General features: G+C 64.3%; 17 protein-coding genes. 10 read left to right on the plus strand and 7 right to left on the minus strand.

Going from position 1 to position 14,368, the window contains the following annotated elements:
- Window positions 1-431 precede the first annotated feature (431 nt).
- Window positions 432-668: a hypothetical protein gene (locus tag AC1DQK_RS10730; RefSeq protein WP_477870251.1), complete on the minus strand. Its 237-nt coding sequence runs from the start codon at window positions 666-668 to the stop codon at window positions 432-434.
- On the opposite strand from AC1DQK_RS10730, the gene AC1DQK_RS10735 reads away from it, so the two are divergent.
- The 4 genes from AC1DQK_RS10735 (at window position 667) to hglS (ending at window position 4,393) form a co-directional block, all read left to right on the plus strand.
- A complete protein-coding gene (locus AC1DQK_RS10735; RefSeq protein WP_477870253.1) occupies window positions 667-1,119 on the plus strand; it encodes a phasin family protein in 453 nt (150 codons plus the stop codon). The two genes, AC1DQK_RS10730 and AC1DQK_RS10735, sit on opposite strands and share 2 nt — an antisense overlap.
- A 206-nt stretch (window positions 1,120-1,325) precedes the next feature.
- Entirely contained in the window at window positions 1,326-1,652 is a 327-nt protein-coding gene (gene clpS, locus AC1DQK_RS10740; RefSeq protein WP_477870846.1) for an ATP-dependent Clp protease adapter ClpS, read from the plus strand.
- Window positions 1,653-1,814: 162 nt separating this feature from the next.
- The gene (gene murA, locus AC1DQK_RS10745; protein WP_477870255.1) at window positions 1,815-3,098 is read left to right on the plus strand and encodes a UDP-N-acetylglucosamine 1-carboxyvinyltransferase; all 1,284 of its coding nucleotides are present in this window, start codon (window positions 1,815-1,817) and stop codon (window positions 3,096-3,098) included.
- 5 nt (window positions 3,099-3,103) lie between these two features.
- Window positions 3,104-4,393, plus strand: a complete 1,290-nt coding sequence (gene hglS / locus AC1DQK_RS10750; protein WP_477870257.1) for a 2-oxoadipate dioxygenase/decarboxylase HglS — start codon at window positions 3,104-3,106, stop codon at window positions 4,391-4,393.
- Window positions 4,394-4,408: 15 nt separating this feature from the next.
- Here hglS and AC1DQK_RS10755 read toward each other — a convergent pair whose 3' ends face one another.
- On the minus strand, window positions 4,409-4,969 hold the full coding sequence (locus tag AC1DQK_RS10755; protein ID WP_477870259.1) for a hemerythrin domain-containing protein: 561 nt from the start codon (window positions 4,967-4,969) through the stop codon (window positions 4,409-4,411).
- Between the two features lie 198 nt (window positions 4,970-5,167).
- Between AC1DQK_RS10755 and AC1DQK_RS10760 the strand changes: the two genes are divergently transcribed.
- Entirely contained in the window at window positions 5,168-6,052 is an 885-nt protein-coding gene (locus AC1DQK_RS10760) for a winged helix DNA-binding protein (protein WP_477870261.1), read from the plus strand.
- A 60-nt stretch (window positions 6,053-6,112) separates the two neighbouring features.
- Here AC1DQK_RS10760 and AC1DQK_RS10765 read toward each other — a convergent pair whose 3' ends face one another.
- Window positions 6,113-7,432 carry a cystathionine gamma-synthase family protein gene (locus AC1DQK_RS10765; protein WP_477870263.1) on the minus strand — a complete coding sequence of 440 codons (1,320 nt, stop codon included), beginning with the start codon at window positions 7,430-7,432 and terminating at the stop codon, window positions 6,113-6,115.
- Window positions 7,433-7,586: 154 nt separating this feature from the next.
- Between AC1DQK_RS10765 and AC1DQK_RS10770 the strand changes: the two genes are divergently transcribed.
- From AC1DQK_RS10770 to AC1DQK_RS10780, 3 genes are all read left to right on the plus strand, one after another.
- Entirely contained in the window at window positions 7,587-8,183 is a 597-nt protein-coding gene (locus AC1DQK_RS10770; protein ID WP_477870265.1) for an SOUL family heme-binding protein, read from the plus strand.
- A 240-nt stretch (window positions 8,184-8,423) separates the two neighbouring features.
- Window positions 8,424-9,545 (plus strand): OmpA family protein, encoded by a 1,122-nt coding sequence (locus tag AC1DQK_RS10775; protein ID WP_477870267.1) that lies wholly within the window; start codon window positions 8,424-8,426, stop codon window positions 9,543-9,545.
- A 143-nt stretch (window positions 9,546-9,688) separates the two neighbouring features.
- Window positions 9,689-10,225 (plus strand): superoxide dismutase family protein, encoded by a 537-nt coding sequence (locus AC1DQK_RS10780; RefSeq protein ID WP_477870269.1) that lies wholly within the window; start codon window positions 9,689-9,691, stop codon window positions 10,223-10,225.
- Window positions 10,226-10,269: 44 nt separating this feature from the next.
- On the opposite strand, the gene thpR is transcribed toward AC1DQK_RS10780, so the two are convergent.
- Entirely contained in the window at window positions 10,270-10,803 is a 534-nt protein-coding gene (gene thpR, locus AC1DQK_RS10785) for an RNA 2',3'-cyclic phosphodiesterase (protein WP_477870271.1), read from the minus strand.
- A 142-nt stretch (window positions 10,804-10,945) separates the two neighbouring features.
- On the opposite strand from thpR, the gene AC1DQK_RS10790 reads away from it, so the two are divergent.
- On the plus strand, window positions 10,946-11,680 hold the full coding sequence (locus AC1DQK_RS10790) for a Bax inhibitor-1/YccA family protein (RefSeq protein ID WP_477870273.1): 735 nt from the start codon (window positions 10,946-10,948) through the stop codon (window positions 11,678-11,680).
- Window positions 11,681-11,773: 93 nt separating this feature from the next.
- Complete coding sequence (locus tag AC1DQK_RS10795) at window positions 11,774-12,499, plus strand: WecB/TagA/CpsF family glycosyltransferase (protein WP_477870275.1); 726 nt, start codon at window positions 11,774-11,776, stop codon at window positions 12,497-12,499.
- On the opposite strand, the gene AC1DQK_RS10800 is transcribed toward AC1DQK_RS10795, so the two are convergent.
- The 3 genes from AC1DQK_RS10800 to AC1DQK_RS10810 are packed head-to-tail and all read right to left on the minus strand — an operon-like array spanning window position 12,489 to window position 14,365.
- Window positions 12,489-13,091: a glutathione S-transferase family protein gene (locus tag AC1DQK_RS10800; RefSeq protein WP_477870277.1), complete on the minus strand. Its 603-nt coding sequence runs from the start codon at window positions 13,089-13,091 to the stop codon at window positions 12,489-12,491. The two genes, AC1DQK_RS10795 and AC1DQK_RS10800, sit on opposite strands and share 11 nt — an antisense overlap.
- Window positions 13,088-13,969 (minus strand): dienelactone hydrolase family protein, encoded by an 882-nt coding sequence (locus AC1DQK_RS10805; RefSeq protein WP_477870279.1) that lies wholly within the window; start codon window positions 13,967-13,969, stop codon window positions 13,088-13,090. Before AC1DQK_RS10805 ends, AC1DQK_RS10800 begins: the two co-directional genes overlap by 4 nt.
- A gap of 24 nt (window positions 13,970-13,993) precedes the next feature.
- Entirely contained in the window at window positions 13,994-14,365 is a 372-nt protein-coding gene (locus AC1DQK_RS10810) for a hypothetical protein (RefSeq protein ID WP_477870281.1), read from the minus strand.
- Between the last annotated feature and the right edge of the window lie 3 nt (window positions 14,366-14,368).

Below are 14,368 nucleotides of genomic sequence, written 5' to 3' on the forward strand. Positions count from 1 at the left end.
GGAACTTTCCTTACCGCTGCGGGTTGGCCCGAGATAGTAAGAAAGCGCGGATATCTGCCGTAAATCTTCGCCTCACTAATCTATGTTGCACTGCAACATAGATGTTGCATCTGCTTTGCAAATCCAGTATTTGTGCGTCGCAACATCCTAGCTGGAAGCGAGTCGATGACTGACAAGAGACCAACGAAGGGCAGGCCCGTGCGCACGCCGAATGTTGCTCGTGCGGCAACGGTGGGTGCGAAAGCGGTTTCGAACAAGGCTTCCGATGCAAAGGCCGCGGTTGAGCCCAAGGCCGCCGTTGAGTCCAAGCCTGCAGCCGTGGCCACGCCTCCGGTCTCCAGCAAGCCCGCTCCAACTGCTGCAGTGGAGAAGGCGCCGGCCGAGGTCGTAAAGGCCGAAGCAGTCGCGCCGAAGCCGATTCCTGCGGTTGCTCAAGCTGAGCCGCGCCCGACAACCGTTGAGGCGAAGCCGCTTCCGGTGGCGGAGACGTCGAAGCCCATTCCGGCCGCGGCCGCTCCTGCCCCGGCGACCCCCGCCGCTGCTCCTGCTCCGATAGCGGCGGCTCCCGCCCCGCAAACCAGTTCGTCGCCGGTCGCCAAGGTTTCGGCACCGCCGGTTGAAGCCGCCCCGGCAGCGTTACCGCCGGAAACGAAGGAAATGACCGTCATGGCCACCACCATTCCCCCTAAGCCGAAGGCTGCTGCTGAAAAGGTTACAATGATGATTGCTGATTTCAACGATCGCGCGAAGGCTGCTCTCGAAAAGACCACCAAGGCCGGCGAAGAGTTCTCCGAGTTCACCAAGGGCAACATGGAGGCATTCGCCGCCTCGGCCAAGACCGCCGCCAAGGGCGCTGAAACGCTCGGCCAGGAAATGGCTGAATATGGAAAGAAGAGCTTCGAGACCGCTTCGGCGACGATGAAGAGCCTCGCCGGTGTGAAGACTCCGACCGAGCTGTTCCAGATCCAGAGCGACTATGCGAAGTCGGCCTTCGACAGCGCGGTGGCCGAGGCCTCCAAGCTCAGCGAAGCATGGCTGAAGCTGGCCGGAGATGTCTTCCAGCCGATTTCGAGCCGCTATGCGCTCGCGGCCGAGAAGATCAAGACCGCGTCGCTCTGATCGCCGTCGCGATTTAACATTCGAACATCGACCGGCCGTCCCTCGCGGGGCGGCCGGTTTGTTTTTCCGGGAACCCCTGCGCGATATGACTCACCGAAGGCCTTGCCGAAGGCCTCAGCGGTGCCATATTCTGTGGCATGCCCCGCCCATGTGTGAGTCCTGTCGCGACGATGAGTCATTTTAGCACCTCTACGGCCCCGATCAGCATGGCGATCCGCAAGGATAGCGACGAGAATGGCACCGGCCTCGGCCTCGCCACCCGGACGCGCACGCGCACGAAGAAGCCTTCGCCCTACAAGGTCCTGATGCTGAACGACGACTATACGCCGATGGAGTTCGTCGTGCTGTGCCTGCAGCGCTTCTTCCGGATGAACATCGAGGACGCCACCCGCGTCATGCTGCACGTTCACCAGAAGGGCGTCGGGGTGTGCGGGGTGTTCAGCTATGAAGTGGCCGAGACCAAGGTGAGCCAGGTGGTCGACTTCGCCCGCCAGAATCAGCACCCGCTCCAATGTACGCTTGAAAAGGCATAACCCTTCGAGCTTGTCCGATTGCCCTCTAACGCCCGGCGATCGACATTCGCTGATCCCGGCGTCGCGCCAATAGCATGCGAGAGTTGGGCCTGTGCGCTGCACCCGTGGTCCGGCGCGCCAACAAACAATTGCGCCTTTCTTGCGAAACGATAAACGCAGGCAATGGATCGCATCACAATAAGGGGCGGCAATCGCCTCCACGGCCGCCTGCCGATATCGGGCGCCAAGAACGCCGCACTCACGCTGCTGCCCTGCTCGCTGCTCAGCGACGAGCCGCTGACGCTCACGAATCTGCCGCGTCTGGCCGATGTCGACAGTTTCGGCCATCTGCTCAATGAACTCGGTGTGTCGACGACCGTCAGCCGCAGCAATGGCGACACCATCGGCCGCCGGATGCGGATGTCCGCAAAGGCAATCGCATCGACGGTCGCCCCCTATGACATCGTCCGGAAGATGCGTGCGTCAATTCTCGTGCTGGGGCCGCTGCTCGCCCGCGCCGGAGAGGCGAAAGTGTCGCTGCCGGGCGGCTGCGCCATCGGCAATCGGCCGATCGATCTGCACCTGAAGGCGCTCGAGGCGCTCGGCGCGGAAATCGAGTTGGCTGCGGGCTATGTCAAGGCGACGGCGCCTTCCGGCGGGTTGAGCGGCGGCCGGATCAGATTTCCAGTGGTATCGGTGGGCGCGACCGAAAATGCGCTGATGGCCGCGGTGCTCGCGCGTGGCGAGACGGTGATGGAAAATGCCGCGCGCGAACCGGAAATTGTCGACCTAGCCCGCTGTCTCGTCGCGATGGGCGCCGAGATCGACGGTATCGGCACCGACCGGCTGACGATCCAGGGCAAGACCAGCCTGCACGGCGCAGACTATGAAGTGATGCCAGACCGGATCGAAGCGGGAAGCTATGCCTGTGCGGCTGCGATCACCGGAGGCGACCTGCTGCTTGCCGGCGCGCGTGCCGAGGACATGGAAGCGATCCTCGCCGGCCTGCGCAGCGCCGGCGTCGGCATCGAAGAGGTACCCGGCGGCATCCATGTCCGCGGCGATGGAAAGATGGAGGCGCTGACATTGTCGACGGCACCGTTCCCGGCATTCCCCACCGATATGCAGGCGCAGTTCATGGCGATGCTCGCGCTGGCCGGCGGCGCTAGCGTCCTTACCGAAACGATCTTCGAAAATCGCTATATGCACGTACCGGAACTCGCGCGGATGGGAGCCGACATACAGGTGCACGGCCGCACTGCGGTGGTGAAGGGCGTCGACCGGCTGATTGGTGCCGAAGTGATGGCAACCGATCTGCGGGCGTCGATGAGCCTGATCCTCGCCGGTCTCGCTGCCGATGGCGAAACACAGGTTCATCGCGTGTATCACCTCGATCGCGGCTATGAACGGCTCGAGGAAAAACTCTCGGCCGTTGGAGCCGATATCGAGCGTCAGAGCGACGGCTGACGTCGATGGCCTTCGTTGCAACCGATGCGATCCGGGGCCGCTTCTCCGCGGCGATGTCGGAGATGTATCGGGCCGAAGTCCCTCAATATGGCACTTTGCTGAAGCTCGTCGCGGACGGCAATTCGGCAGTGCTGGCGCGCGATCCGGCACTGGCCGACACGTTGCGCCGCAACGGCGAGGTGGAGCGACTCGCCGGCGAGCGCCATGGCGCGATCCGGCTCGGCACGGACGCCGAGCTCGCGCTCATCCGTCGGGCCTTCGCCGTGATGGGGATGCACCCGGTCGGCTATTATGATCTCGCCGCAGCTGGCGTGCCGGTTCACTCGACAGCCTTCCGGCCGATCGAGCAGGCTGCGCTGACCGCCAACCCCTTCCGCATATTTACCTCGTTGCTGCGGCTCGAACTGATCGAAGACGCGCGCCTGCGCGCCGAGGCCGCTGCTATCCTCGACGCGCGGCGCATCCTTACGCCGGGCGCGCTCGAACTGATCGAGCGTGCCGAACGGGAAGGCGGACTCGATGTCGCGGCTGCCATCGACTTCGTGGATGAGCTTCTGGAGACTTTTCGCTGGCACGATACCGCCACGGTCAGCGCCGAGAGCTATGACCGCCTGCTCGACGCGCACCGCCTGATCGCCGATGTCGTGAGCTTCCGCGGTCCGCACATCAATCACCTGACACCGCGCACGCTCGACATCGACGCAGTGCAGGCGGCGATGCCCGCGCATGGCATCACGCCCAAGGACAAAATCGAGGGGCCGCCGCGCCGCGCCTGTCCGGTCCTGCTGCGCCAGACCAGCTTCAAGGCCCTCGACGAACGGATCGTCTTCCTCTCCCTCTCCGGCCACTCCGTGCCCGGCCGCCACAGCGCGCGCTTTGGCGAGGTCGAGCAGCGCGGCGTCGCGCTCACGCGGAAGGGCAGGGCGCTCTACGACGAGATCCTGGCCGCGCAGCCGGAACGGGATCGATTTGCCGAGTTGCCCGACGACTGGACGGATCTTCGCCGTCAGGGCCTCGCCTTCTTCCGCTACAGCGGCAGGGCTGTGCGTCGGGCCGACCTCGAAGCGGCCATAGACTCAGGCGACATCGTCGCCGATCCGATCCTGTATGAAGACTTCCTGCCGGTCAGCGCGGCCGGTATCTTCCAGTCCAATCTCGGCGATGCGGCGCGCGGCGCCTATGCTGCCAGGTCGAGCCGCGAGGAATTCGAAGCTGCACTCGGCACCCCGTTATTCGACGAATTCGCCCTGTATGAAGCTGCCGAGGCGCGATCGCTGGCGGCCGTCACCCTATAGCCGGCGTCGACCGCATCATGCCCGGGCGACCTCGTCCGGCTGCGCTTCGCAGGTCTTGCCGGTCTCCCCGGTCGCTGCGATCTCGTCATAAAGCTGCGCCTGCCGCGCCCTCAGCCGCTCGCCCAGGGCGTTCAGATCGATCCTGCGATCGACATGCGCCGCCTTGCCGTCTTCGAACAGATCCTCATCCTCTTCGTCGACATGGTGGATGGTTTCTTCGCCCAGCACATGGACCTTGGCGCCGAAAAGCTCCTCGCTGCCGTCGAGCTGTTCGAGCTCGGCGATTATTCGCTTGCCCGACTGATGTTCGACGATGCCTTCGTTGATCTCGTCATCGCCGAGGATCGGCTTGAGCGCCGGATAGAGGATTTCCTCCTCGATCGCCATGTGGACGGTCAGCCGCATGCACAGTTCGCGGGCGATCGCGGCAAGCCGCTGTTCGTCTGCCTCTTCGGCTTCGTCGAACAACGTGCGGAATAGATGATGTTCCTGCTTGAGCAGGCTGATTGCCAACGGATCATCCTCGGCGATCACATGATGACCCTCATCGTTGCGCGCACCATATTTCCCTGACATCAGCAGTCCTTCCGAAAAGCGTGGGCCTCAAAGCGCGGGTTCGAGCCTGAACAAGTGCGTGCAGCCGATGTTCCCGATCTGGGACTTGATCCATAACGGACCAAATATCGGCTGACATGCCGGACCGGTGCGCTAGTTTTCGTGTCAGGCATCGCACGCGGGGGCGGAGCATGTTGTGGGACGTGCTGGAGGTGGCTGATGTCGGAATGGAGCGAGGCTCCGGTTGTGCTGGTGTTCGGGGATACCGACGTGGGTATCGCCATGGCATCGGCAAGCGTGGCGGAGACTGGCGGGCGGCTTGCTGCGGCATTGCCGATCGGAGAGGCCAGGCAGAGGCTCGACAGCCAGATCGGCGTTGATCTCGTCATTGTTGATGTCAGCCGGGACCACGGTCCTGTGCTCGATGAATTGTGTAGGATCGTCGATGATGGCGCCGCTGCCGGCGGGTTTGCGAGCGTGGTGGTGGTGACCCCGGCATTGCTGGACATCGTCGCGGCACGGATCGGGCATGAGGACGTCGACGTGCTTGTGGGCCGGGATCCGGAGGCCCTCGCCAAGGCGATGCAAGAACGGCTGTTCAAGGCACCTTTGGAACTGCGCGAGACCAATGATGCGGCCGATCCCATCGGATCGGGGCTTCGCGGCAAGGAGAATGCGCGGATCGGGCGCGTCCTGTCATCGCTGGCGGCGGAAGCCGCCAGTGCGCGCAGCGCAATGCCCGAGCAGGCGAGCGATGGCGATACATGCGCCGCGGGAGCAATCCGTGAGATGATAAGGGCGCGGCGCCTGCGTGACGATCTCTTCGGTGCCGGGCTCTTCGCCGACCCTGCGTGGGATATTCTGCTGGACCTGAGCGCGGCGAAGATCGAAGGCCGGTCCGTCGCAGTGTCCAGCCTCTGCATCGCCGCGGCAGTTCCGGCGACCACCGCCCTGCGCTGGATCAAGCAACTCACCGAGGCCGGATTGCTACGGCGCGTTGCCGATCCGGTCGACGGTCGTCGCGTGTTCATCGAACTGACCGGCGCGGCTGCCGCCGGAATGATGTCCTATTTCGCCGCTACGTCGAACGGAATGCGCGGCTGAGCTTCGTTCCGACACTGCTCCACCGGCGGGCCAGGCGTGCCCGGCCGGTGGAGCAGCCGGTCAGCCAATCGCCTTCAGCGCCTGGCCGAAATCTGCGATCAGGTCATCGGGATCCTCGATCCCGATCGAGATGCGGACGAGATTGTCGCCAATGTCGAGCGCCTTCTTGCGCTCGTCCGACACCGACAAATGGGTCATTCCCGCCGGATGGCTCGCCAGCGTTTCGGTGCCGCCCAGGCTGACAGCGAGCTTGGCGACCTTGAGGGCGTCGAGAAATGCAAAGGCCTGGCTTTCACCGCCCTTCAGGTAGAGTGAGAAGGTCGATCCGGCGCCGTCGCAGTGGCGGTCGAAAATGTCGGCCTGTCGCGAGCCGGGATCGAGGAAGCCGAGATAGCCGACTCGCTCGACCTGCGGCTGGTGGCGAAGCCATTCGCACACCTTGGCGGCATTTTCGCCTGCGCGGCTCATCCTGAGTTCCAGCGTCTCCAGTGAGCGCAGCAGCATCCATGCGGTATTCGGATCGGTGATCGTGCCGATCGTGTTGCGCATCGCGCGCACCGGATCGAGCAGCGCCTTGGCGCCGACCACGCCGCCGGCGACCAGATCGCTATGCCCGCCTGCATATTTGGTGAGCGAATAGACCACCAGGTCCGCGCCATGCTTGAGCGGTTTCGACCAGATCGGCCCCAGAAAAGTATTGTCGATGACGATCGGCGGCCGTTCGCCGTCATCCGTGAACAGTGCATCTCGAGCGTCCCGGACACCCTCCACATCCACAAGCGCGTTGGTGGGGTTCGCCGGACTTTCGAGATAGACGAACGCGACCCGCCCCTTGGCCTTGGCTGCTGCGAGCACAGCCCCGATTTCCTCGACGGCGGCGCCGGCCGGGAAATCGAGCCAGGACACCCCGAAGCGTCCGAGTATCCGCGCGATCAGCGTTTCGGTCGCAGCGTAGAGCGGCGACGAGTGGACGATCACGTCGCCGGGTCGGACCAGCGCCAGCATCAGCGTTGCGATCGCCGACATGCCGCTGGAGAAGCTGAGCGCATCTTCGGCATCTTCCCAGATGCCCAGGCGATCCTCCAATATTTCCTGGTCGGGCCCGTTGAATCGCGAGTAGACGAGGCCCTCCGCGCCGCCGGGCCGCTTGCCCGTGACACCTTCGAAATGGCGCTTGCCGGCCGCGGCGCTCTCGAACACGAAGGTGGAGGTGAGGAAGATCGGCGGCTTCAGAGCGCCCTCGGACAGCGCCGGATCATAGCCATGTCCCATCATGAGCGTGGATGGTTTCAGGCGGCGGCCGCCGACCTCAAGAATCTCCGGCTTCGGGCGACGGCGCGGCGTGGTGCCGCTGAGGTCTGCTTCGGTGGTTTTGGACATGATGATCCCGCGAAAATTATGGAATGGCAGGATGATGCGCCCGCTTGCGGATGCTGGCAATCATGTAAGCCGGCCCGCTTCGATCGCGGATGACCGCGAATAACTGGCAATTCGGCGGGGCGCGGGCTATCCGCCGGCGCGGAGGTGCGCGCGCATGGCGAAGATCGGTTGGGGCAAGATACTGGCGGGCGTGGCGACGGCCGCCGCCGCCGGTGCGGCCTATATCTATCTCAGGCAACGGGCCGCCAAATCGCCGCCTTACGAACGCGTGCTGACCGACGGCGCTTTTGAGATCCGCCGATATCCGGCGCTTCCGGTAATCGAAACCGTGCAGCAAGGCTCGCGCGACCGGGCACTCGGCAACGGTTTCGGCCTGCTGGCCAGCTACATGTTCGGCGAAGGGCGTGAAGGCGAAGAGATCCCGATCACGATGCCAGTGCTGGCGCTGCCGATCGAAGGCGGCGCCTGGCGCATCCGCTTCCTGTTGCCGGAGGGCCGGGATTGCGCCGAGATGGAACCGCCCGGTTCGGACATTCTGCTCGATGAACTCCCGCCGCGCGAAATGGCCGTGATTGCGGTCCCCGGCAAGCCCACCGATCGCTTGTTCGCCGCGAAAACGGCGGAGCTCCAGCGCTGGATCAAGGCACAACGCAGATCAGCGGCCGGGGTGGCGGAGCACGCTTATTATAATTCGCCTCTCGAACCGGGGACGATGCACCCCAACGAAATTCTTGTTCCCCTTGCGAAATAATGATGCGTAAACTGTTGCATATGTGCAACATACACCAACGGTCGTGATATTTTTCAAGCGTCAGGCAACCCTTTGCCGAAACGGTCGTTTAGCGGCTGTCTGGGTAATCCGATGCACTACCGGAATGGAATTCCAATGCACATCGGTACGCACCAGAAACGGAGCCGCTTGCGCGCCTCCGGAAGAATGGGTTAGTTAAACACACGTTCCGTATCGGAACTTGTTGGAAAGGGGAATGATATGCGCAAGCTAGCCATCCTGGCAGCGCTCGCTTCGACCGCGCTCGCAGCGCCGGCCTTTGCTCGTGATAATGCCTGGTACATCGGTGTTGAAGGCGGCGGAATGATCCTTGAGGATCTGAAGTTCGACGTCGGACCATCGACCCTGTCGCCTGGCGGCCAGGCCACGGTCGACAGCAAGACCGGCTGGGACGTAGACGGCATCGTCGGCTATGACTTCGGCATGTTCCGTCTGGAAGGCGAAGTCGGCTACAAGCGCAGTCGCGTTAGCAGCATCTCGACGACGTCTTCGCGTACGCCTGCCGATATCGGCGGCGTCGGTGCACCTCCCGGGGTTTATCCGGAAGCGTCGGGCAAGAACACCGCACTCAGCTTCATGGCCAACGGCCTGCTCGACTTCGGTGGCGAGGAAGGCTTCTCGGGTTATGTCGGCGGCGGTGCCGGTATCGCTCGCGTCAAGTTCTCGGGCTACAACGTCTCGGGCAACGACTTCCTGAACGACAGCGACTCCAAGTTCGCCTGGCAGGCGATCGCCGGTGTCCGTTATCCGGTTACGACCAATATCGATGTCGGCCTGAAGTATCGCTTCTTCAACGTCAACAACGTCAAGACCTTTGACCGCGTCGGCGCGGAATATGAGGGCAGGTGGCGTTCGCACAGCCTGCTGCTGAGCCTCGTCTACAACCTGCGCGAACCGGCTGCACCGCCGCCCCCGCCGCCCCCGCCGCCCCCGCCGCCGCCTCCGCCCCCTCCGCCTCCTCCGCCCCCGCCGGTGGCTGAAGCTCCGGGTCCGTTCATCGTGTTCTTCGACTGGGATAAGTCGGACATCACGGCGGAAGCAGCGTCGATCCTCGACAATGCAGCCAATGCCTATGCCACGACCGGCCAGGCGCGGGTCCAGCTTGCTGGTCACGCCGACAAGTCGGGCAGCGACCAGTACAATGTCGGCCTCTCGCAGCGTCGTGCTGACGCGGTGAAGGCTTACCTGGCTGGCAAGGGTGTTCCGGACAGCGCGATTGCGACCGAAGCCTTCGGCGAGAGCCGTCCGCTGGTCGACACCGCCGATGGTGTCCGCGAGCCGCAGAACCGCCGCGTCGAAATCACTTTCGGCACCGGCATGTAAGCCGCTCGGTCATCGATCTTTCGATGACTGGCAGAATGGGGGCCGGCCTTCGGGTCGGCCCCTTTTCTTTGTGCTCGAGCCTTTATTCGCATCCGGTGATGCGGCATGATTGCGTCGGCCGAATAGCCTGAGAGGAGATGAAAATGTCTCGGACGAAATCCACCTTTTGCGCGTCCCTGATCGCAGCCGGAGCCGTGTTGTTCGCTGCCGCCAACGCATATGCTGCCGTCGGACACGCCATGGCGGACATCGTCGATGCCCAGGGCCAGACGCGGGGCCAAGCCATGTTGATGCAGGCCAAGGACGGCGTTCATGTGCAGGTGAGGGGTGTCGGCCTGCCGTCCGGCGTCCATGCCGTCCATGTCCACACCACCGGCACCTGCACCGGTCCGGACTTCACCAGCGCTGGCGGCCACTGGAACCCGGGGAAGAAGCAGCACGGCCATGACAATCCGGCAGGGGCCCATATGGGTGACATGCCGAACATGACGGTCGGCGCGGATGGCACCGGCATGCTCGACACCGTGATCAAGGGCGCGACGCTGGAAGGCGGCAGCGAGCCGCTGTTCGATACCGACGGAGCGGCGATCGTCATCCATTCCGGCCAGGACGACTACAAGACGGATCCGACCGGCAATGCAGGCGGGCGCCTGGCCTGTGGTATCGTCAAGGCGCCCTGATTTCGGCTGAGTGACCGGCAAGAAGGCTGCGCGCAGCGGGCGGCTCAGCCTAGCGGGTAGCGCGCTATGGCCGAATAGGTCGCACCAGCGGCGCCCAGTTCGCTTTCGTACAGCACGAAATGGTCGAACCGCGCTTCCACCGGCGCAGGCCATAGGTCGTCCATCGGCAGCGGCAGTGGCGGTTCCGAACCGCGCGAGAAGCGCGCGATGGTGATGTGAGGGATATAGGCCCGGTTTTCCGGCGCTACGCCGGCGCGGATCAGCGCACCTGTCACCGCGACGTTGAGCGAGCGGAACGGATCCCGCGGCGTCATGCCAGCCCAGATCGTATCGATACGCCCGCGCCGATCGAAGCAGCCTATGCCGTCCAGCCGGGCGGTGATCGCAGGATGGGCAACCGAGCCGAGCACTGCGGCTATATCCTCGGCAACATGGCGATCGACATCGCCGATGAAACGCAGCGTCAGGTGGAGCTGGTCGTCGCTCTGCCAGCGAGCGCCCGGAATTCCGCCCATTGCGGCAAGCAGCGCATCACGGATCGACCGCGGCGGGCGCAGGGCAACGAAAAGCCGATGCATCGCCTCTTGTCGCCCCAGGTGAGACGGTAACGCAAGGGCCTTCGCCGCTGTTTAACGTGTGATCCGCTTGAAAAAGCTTTGGGTTGGGCCGATATTGTTCCGTGAGCGGCATCCCGCCGCTTTCAGTGGAGAGTTTTACATCATGGCAAACTGGTCTGACCCCCGAGCGACTGCCGCGCCCGCCGCGACAAGGGCCGGTGTGGCCGAGGCGGCTTTCGATGCTGGGCTGCGGTCCTACATGCTCTCGATCTACAATTATATGGCATCGGGCGTGCTGCTGACCGGCGTGGTTGCGCTGCTCTTCGCCAGTTCCGGACTGGCTCTACAGATCCTCGGCGGCCCGGGGCTGCTGAAATATGTCGTCATGCTGGCACCGCTCGGCTTCGTGCTGGTGCTCAACTTCGGCATCAACCGGCTGTCGACCTTCGCTACGCAGGCGCTGTTTTGGGGCTTCGCGGTCGCTATGGGCCTGTCGATGGCGTCGATCTTCCTGGTCTATACCGGAACGTCGATTGCCCAGACCTTCTTCGCATCGGCAGCGGCCTTCGCCGGTCTGAGCCTGTTCGGCTACACGACCAAGAAGGATCTGTCGGCATTCGGCACGTTCCTGATCATGGGCGTTGTCGGCCTGCTCGTCGCAATGCTGATCAACCTATTCCTGCGCTCGCCGATCATGGATCTGGTCATCAGCGGCGTCGGCGTTCTGCTGTTCGCGGGTCTTACCGCCTACGACACGCAGAAAATCAAGAGCATGTACAACTATGTGTCGGGAACCGACTTCGTCGGCAAGTCGGTGGTGATGGGCGCGCTGACGCTATATCTCGACTTCATCAACATGTTCATGTTCCTGCTGCGCTTCATGGGTGATCGCCGCTGAGCGAAGCCTGATCGCAACCTTTCGGGGCCCGGTGGAAACGCCGGGCCTTTTTCTTTGCCCGGTGTCCGCTAAGGTGATCGGGGTGGGGTGCGCATGGACTATCTGGGCCTGAGCTTCGAACAGCTCGACGAAGCGGCGGTGGTGGAATTGCTGCGCGAACGTACCGCTGCCGATGGCTTCGCCTACCTCGTCACCCCCAATGTCGATCATGTGGTGCGGCTTTCCAAGCTCGGCCGCGACAGCGAGGAGCGGCGTGCATATCGCCACGCGGCGTGGCGGCTATGCGACAGCAGGGTGCTGTCGCTGCTAGCTTCGCTCCAGGGCATAAGGCTGTCGGTTGTGCCAGGTAGCGACCTGACCCGGCGACTGTTCGCCGATGTCGCAGCGCCCGGCGACCGGGTCTGCGTGATCGGAGGCCATCCCGGCGACGCCGAAACATTGGCGGCGCTCAGGCGGGGTGTCGAGGTCGTGCAGCATGTGCCTCCGATGGGCTTGCGCAGCGATGCGGCCGCCCGCGATGCTGCGGCGCGCATCGCGGTCGACAGCGGTGCCCGCTTCATCCTGATCGCCGTCGGCTCGCCCCAGCAGGAACTGATCGCCGCCGCTATCAAGGCATTGCCGGACGCACGCGGCACCGCATTGTGCATCGGCGCCGCAATCGACTTCCTGACCGGGCGGACAACACGCGCGCCGCGCTGGATGCAACGGCTGTCGCTCGAATGGCTGCACCGGCTGCTCGGCAATCCAAGGCGGCTTTGGCGCCGCTACCTGATCGACGGGCCGCGCATCTTCCGGCTCGCCTGGAAATTCAGGCGCTGATCGTCCGCTGATAGGCGGGGCGAGCCTTGGCACGCTCGATATAGCCGGTCAGCTTGGGACGCTCGGCGATGCCGGGCGCGCCGAAGGAGGCCGCCCAGGCCAGTTCGGCCCCCACATAGACGTCGGCGGCGCTGAACCTTTCGCCGAGGATCCACGGCCCCGGCTCCAGCATCGTTTCGAGCGCCCCCAGCACATCGTCATAGCTGCCATAGCCTACGCTAGCCCGTTGTGCCTCCGGCCGTTTCATCATGGTGTCGAGCAGCGCCGGCTCGAACGCGCTGGCACCGAACACCAGCCAGCGGAACCAGGTGCCCCTCGCCGGATCGTCGAGCGCCGGTGCGAGCCCCGCGGCTGGAAAGGCATCGGCAAGATAGCCAATGATCGCCGCTGTTTCGGTGACGGTGACGCCACGGTGGACGATCGTCGGCAGCTTGCCCATCGGGTTGATCGCCAGGAACTCGGGGGTGCGGTTCTCACCCTTCTCGAAATCGATCGGGACGATGCGATAGGGCGCGCCGACCTCCTCCAGCATCCAGTGCGCCATCTGTGCCCGTGAGCGGCGGTTGTGATAAAAGATGACCTCGTCGCTCATGTCAGCTTCTCCTTGAAAAATGCGATCGTCCGGTCCCAGGAGAGGTTCGCCGCCTGGGCATCATAGCGTGCGGCGGAGCTGTCATTGTGAAAGGCGTGCTGGGTACCCGGATAGTCGAACCGACGGACATCGACCTGCGCCGCCCTGAGGGCATCGACCCACGGGCCTGCGCCAGCATTCACCCGGTCGTCGGTGCCCGCATAATGCAGCAGCATGGCCGCCTTCACCCTGGCAGCGTCGGCCGGCGGAGGGGGAGGGCCGTAGAAGGCGCAGGCCGCCGTCAGCGCCGTGCCCGCATTCACGGCGAGCCGGTCCGCCATTGCGCCGCCCCAGCAGAAGCCGACCACGCCGACCTTGCCGCTCAGCAGCTTTTGCGTCGACAGCCAATCGAGCGTGGCGACGCCATCGGCGGTGGCTGCGCCGAGGTCCAGCGCGCCGATCATCTGGCGGGCCTTGTCCTCGTCGGCGGGTGTGCCGCCATGCGGCGCAAGGAAGTCGATCGCCAGGCCGACGAATCCAGCAATCGCCAAGCGCCGTGCGACATCCCGCGTATAAGGCTGCAGCCCGCGGTTTTCGTGGATTACCAGCACCGCCGCCGGCTTCTTCGCGTGCTTCCTCGGAATGGCCATATAGCCGAACAGCTGGTGCCCGTTTGCGCCCTTCCAGTGCACCATCCTGGCGGTCACCCGCTTGTCGTCTTCCGCGATCATCGTAGCGGCGGCCGGATCGGCGGCAATCGAGGCGGCAAGCAGCTGTGCCGCCGCGGCGCTCCCCGCCAGCCTCGTCATATCGGCCATGAAGCTGCGGCGATCCTGCGTTCCATGGGTGAAACGATCGTGGAGCGCGATCGCGCGGGCCTTCAGATCGTCGTCATCCATGATGCTCGGCCTTTTCTCGTCGGATCAGTCGCCCGCAGCAGGTGCGGCCGGTGGCGGCGCAGGTGGCGTTACCAGAGGTGCGGCCGTCGTGGGTGCGGGGGCCGCGATGATCGGCGCGGCTGCGGCTCCAACGGATGATTGCGCTTCCGGTTTCGGCATGACGATGACTGGGCCACCATCTTTGGGCATTCCCGCCGCATCACCGGTCGCGGCATCGATCGCGGTTATCTCTGCCGAACGGTCCACCGGCAAGGCGTAATCGTCGATGCTAGTGGCGATCTGCGGACCGCCGCTCACGTCCTGCTCGGCCGGCTTCGGCTCCGGCTTGCTGCAAGCGGCCAGTGCCAGCAGCGCAATGCCCGGGATCAGCCACCGACGCGTCCTATCCGATCCCACGGC

Source organism: Rhizorhabdus sp. P4_G5 (assembly GCF_056401065.1).

Coding starts and splice junctions, on each gene's coding strand:
- AC1DQK_RS10775 (WP_477870267.1), top strand. CDS start 8,424: ATGCGCAAGCTAGCCATCCTGGCAGCGCTCGCTTCGACCGCGCTCGCA.
- AC1DQK_RS10735 (WP_477870253.1), top strand. CDS start 667: ATGGCCACCACCATTCCCCCTAAGCCGAAGGCTGCTGCTGAAAAGGTT.
- AC1DQK_RS10795 (WP_477870275.1), top strand. CDS start 11,774: ATGGACTATCTGGGCCTGAGCTTCGAACAGCTCGACGAAGCGGCGGTG.
- AC1DQK_RS10800 (WP_477870277.1), bottom strand. CDS start 13,091: ATGAGCGACGAGGTCATCTTTTATCACAACCGCCGCTCACGGGCACAG.
- AC1DQK_RS10760 (WP_477870261.1), top strand. CDS start 5,168: ATGTCGGAATGGAGCGAGGCTCCGGTTGTGCTGGTGTTCGGGGATACC.
- AC1DQK_RS10770 (WP_477870265.1), top strand. CDS start 7,587: ATGGCGAAGATCGGTTGGGGCAAGATACTGGCGGGCGTGGCGACGGCC.
- AC1DQK_RS10730 (WP_477870251.1), bottom strand. CDS start 668: ATGACGGTCATTTCCTTCGTTTCCGGCGGTAACGCTGCCGGGGCGGCT.
- AC1DQK_RS10780 (WP_477870269.1), top strand. CDS start 9,689: ATGTCTCGGACGAAATCCACCTTTTGCGCGTCCCTGATCGCAGCCGGA.
- clpS (WP_477870846.1), top strand. CDS start 1,326: ATGGCGATCCGCAAGGATAGCGACGAGAATGGCACCGGCCTCGGCCTC.
- AC1DQK_RS10755 (WP_477870259.1), bottom strand. CDS start 4,969: ATGTCAGGGAAATATGGTGCGCGCAACGATGAGGGTCATCATGTGATC.
- AC1DQK_RS10790 (WP_477870273.1), top strand. CDS start 10,946: ATGGCAAACTGGTCTGACCCCCGAGCGACTGCCGCGCCCGCCGCGACA.
- AC1DQK_RS10805 (WP_477870279.1), bottom strand. CDS start 13,969: ATGGATGACGACGATCTGAAGGCCCGCGCGATCGCGCTCCACGATCGT.
- murA (WP_477870255.1), top strand. CDS start 1,815: ATGGATCGCATCACAATAAGGGGCGGCAATCGCCTCCACGGCCGCCTG.
- hglS (WP_477870257.1), top strand. CDS start 3,104: ATGGCCTTCGTTGCAACCGATGCGATCCGGGGCCGCTTCTCCGCGGCG.
- thpR (WP_477870271.1), bottom strand. CDS start 10,803: ATGCATCGGCTTTTCGTTGCCCTGCGCCCGCCGCGGTCGATCCGTGAT.
- AC1DQK_RS10765 (WP_477870263.1), bottom strand. CDS start 7,432: ATGTCCAAAACCACCGAAGCAGACCTCAGCGGCACCACGCCGCGCCGT.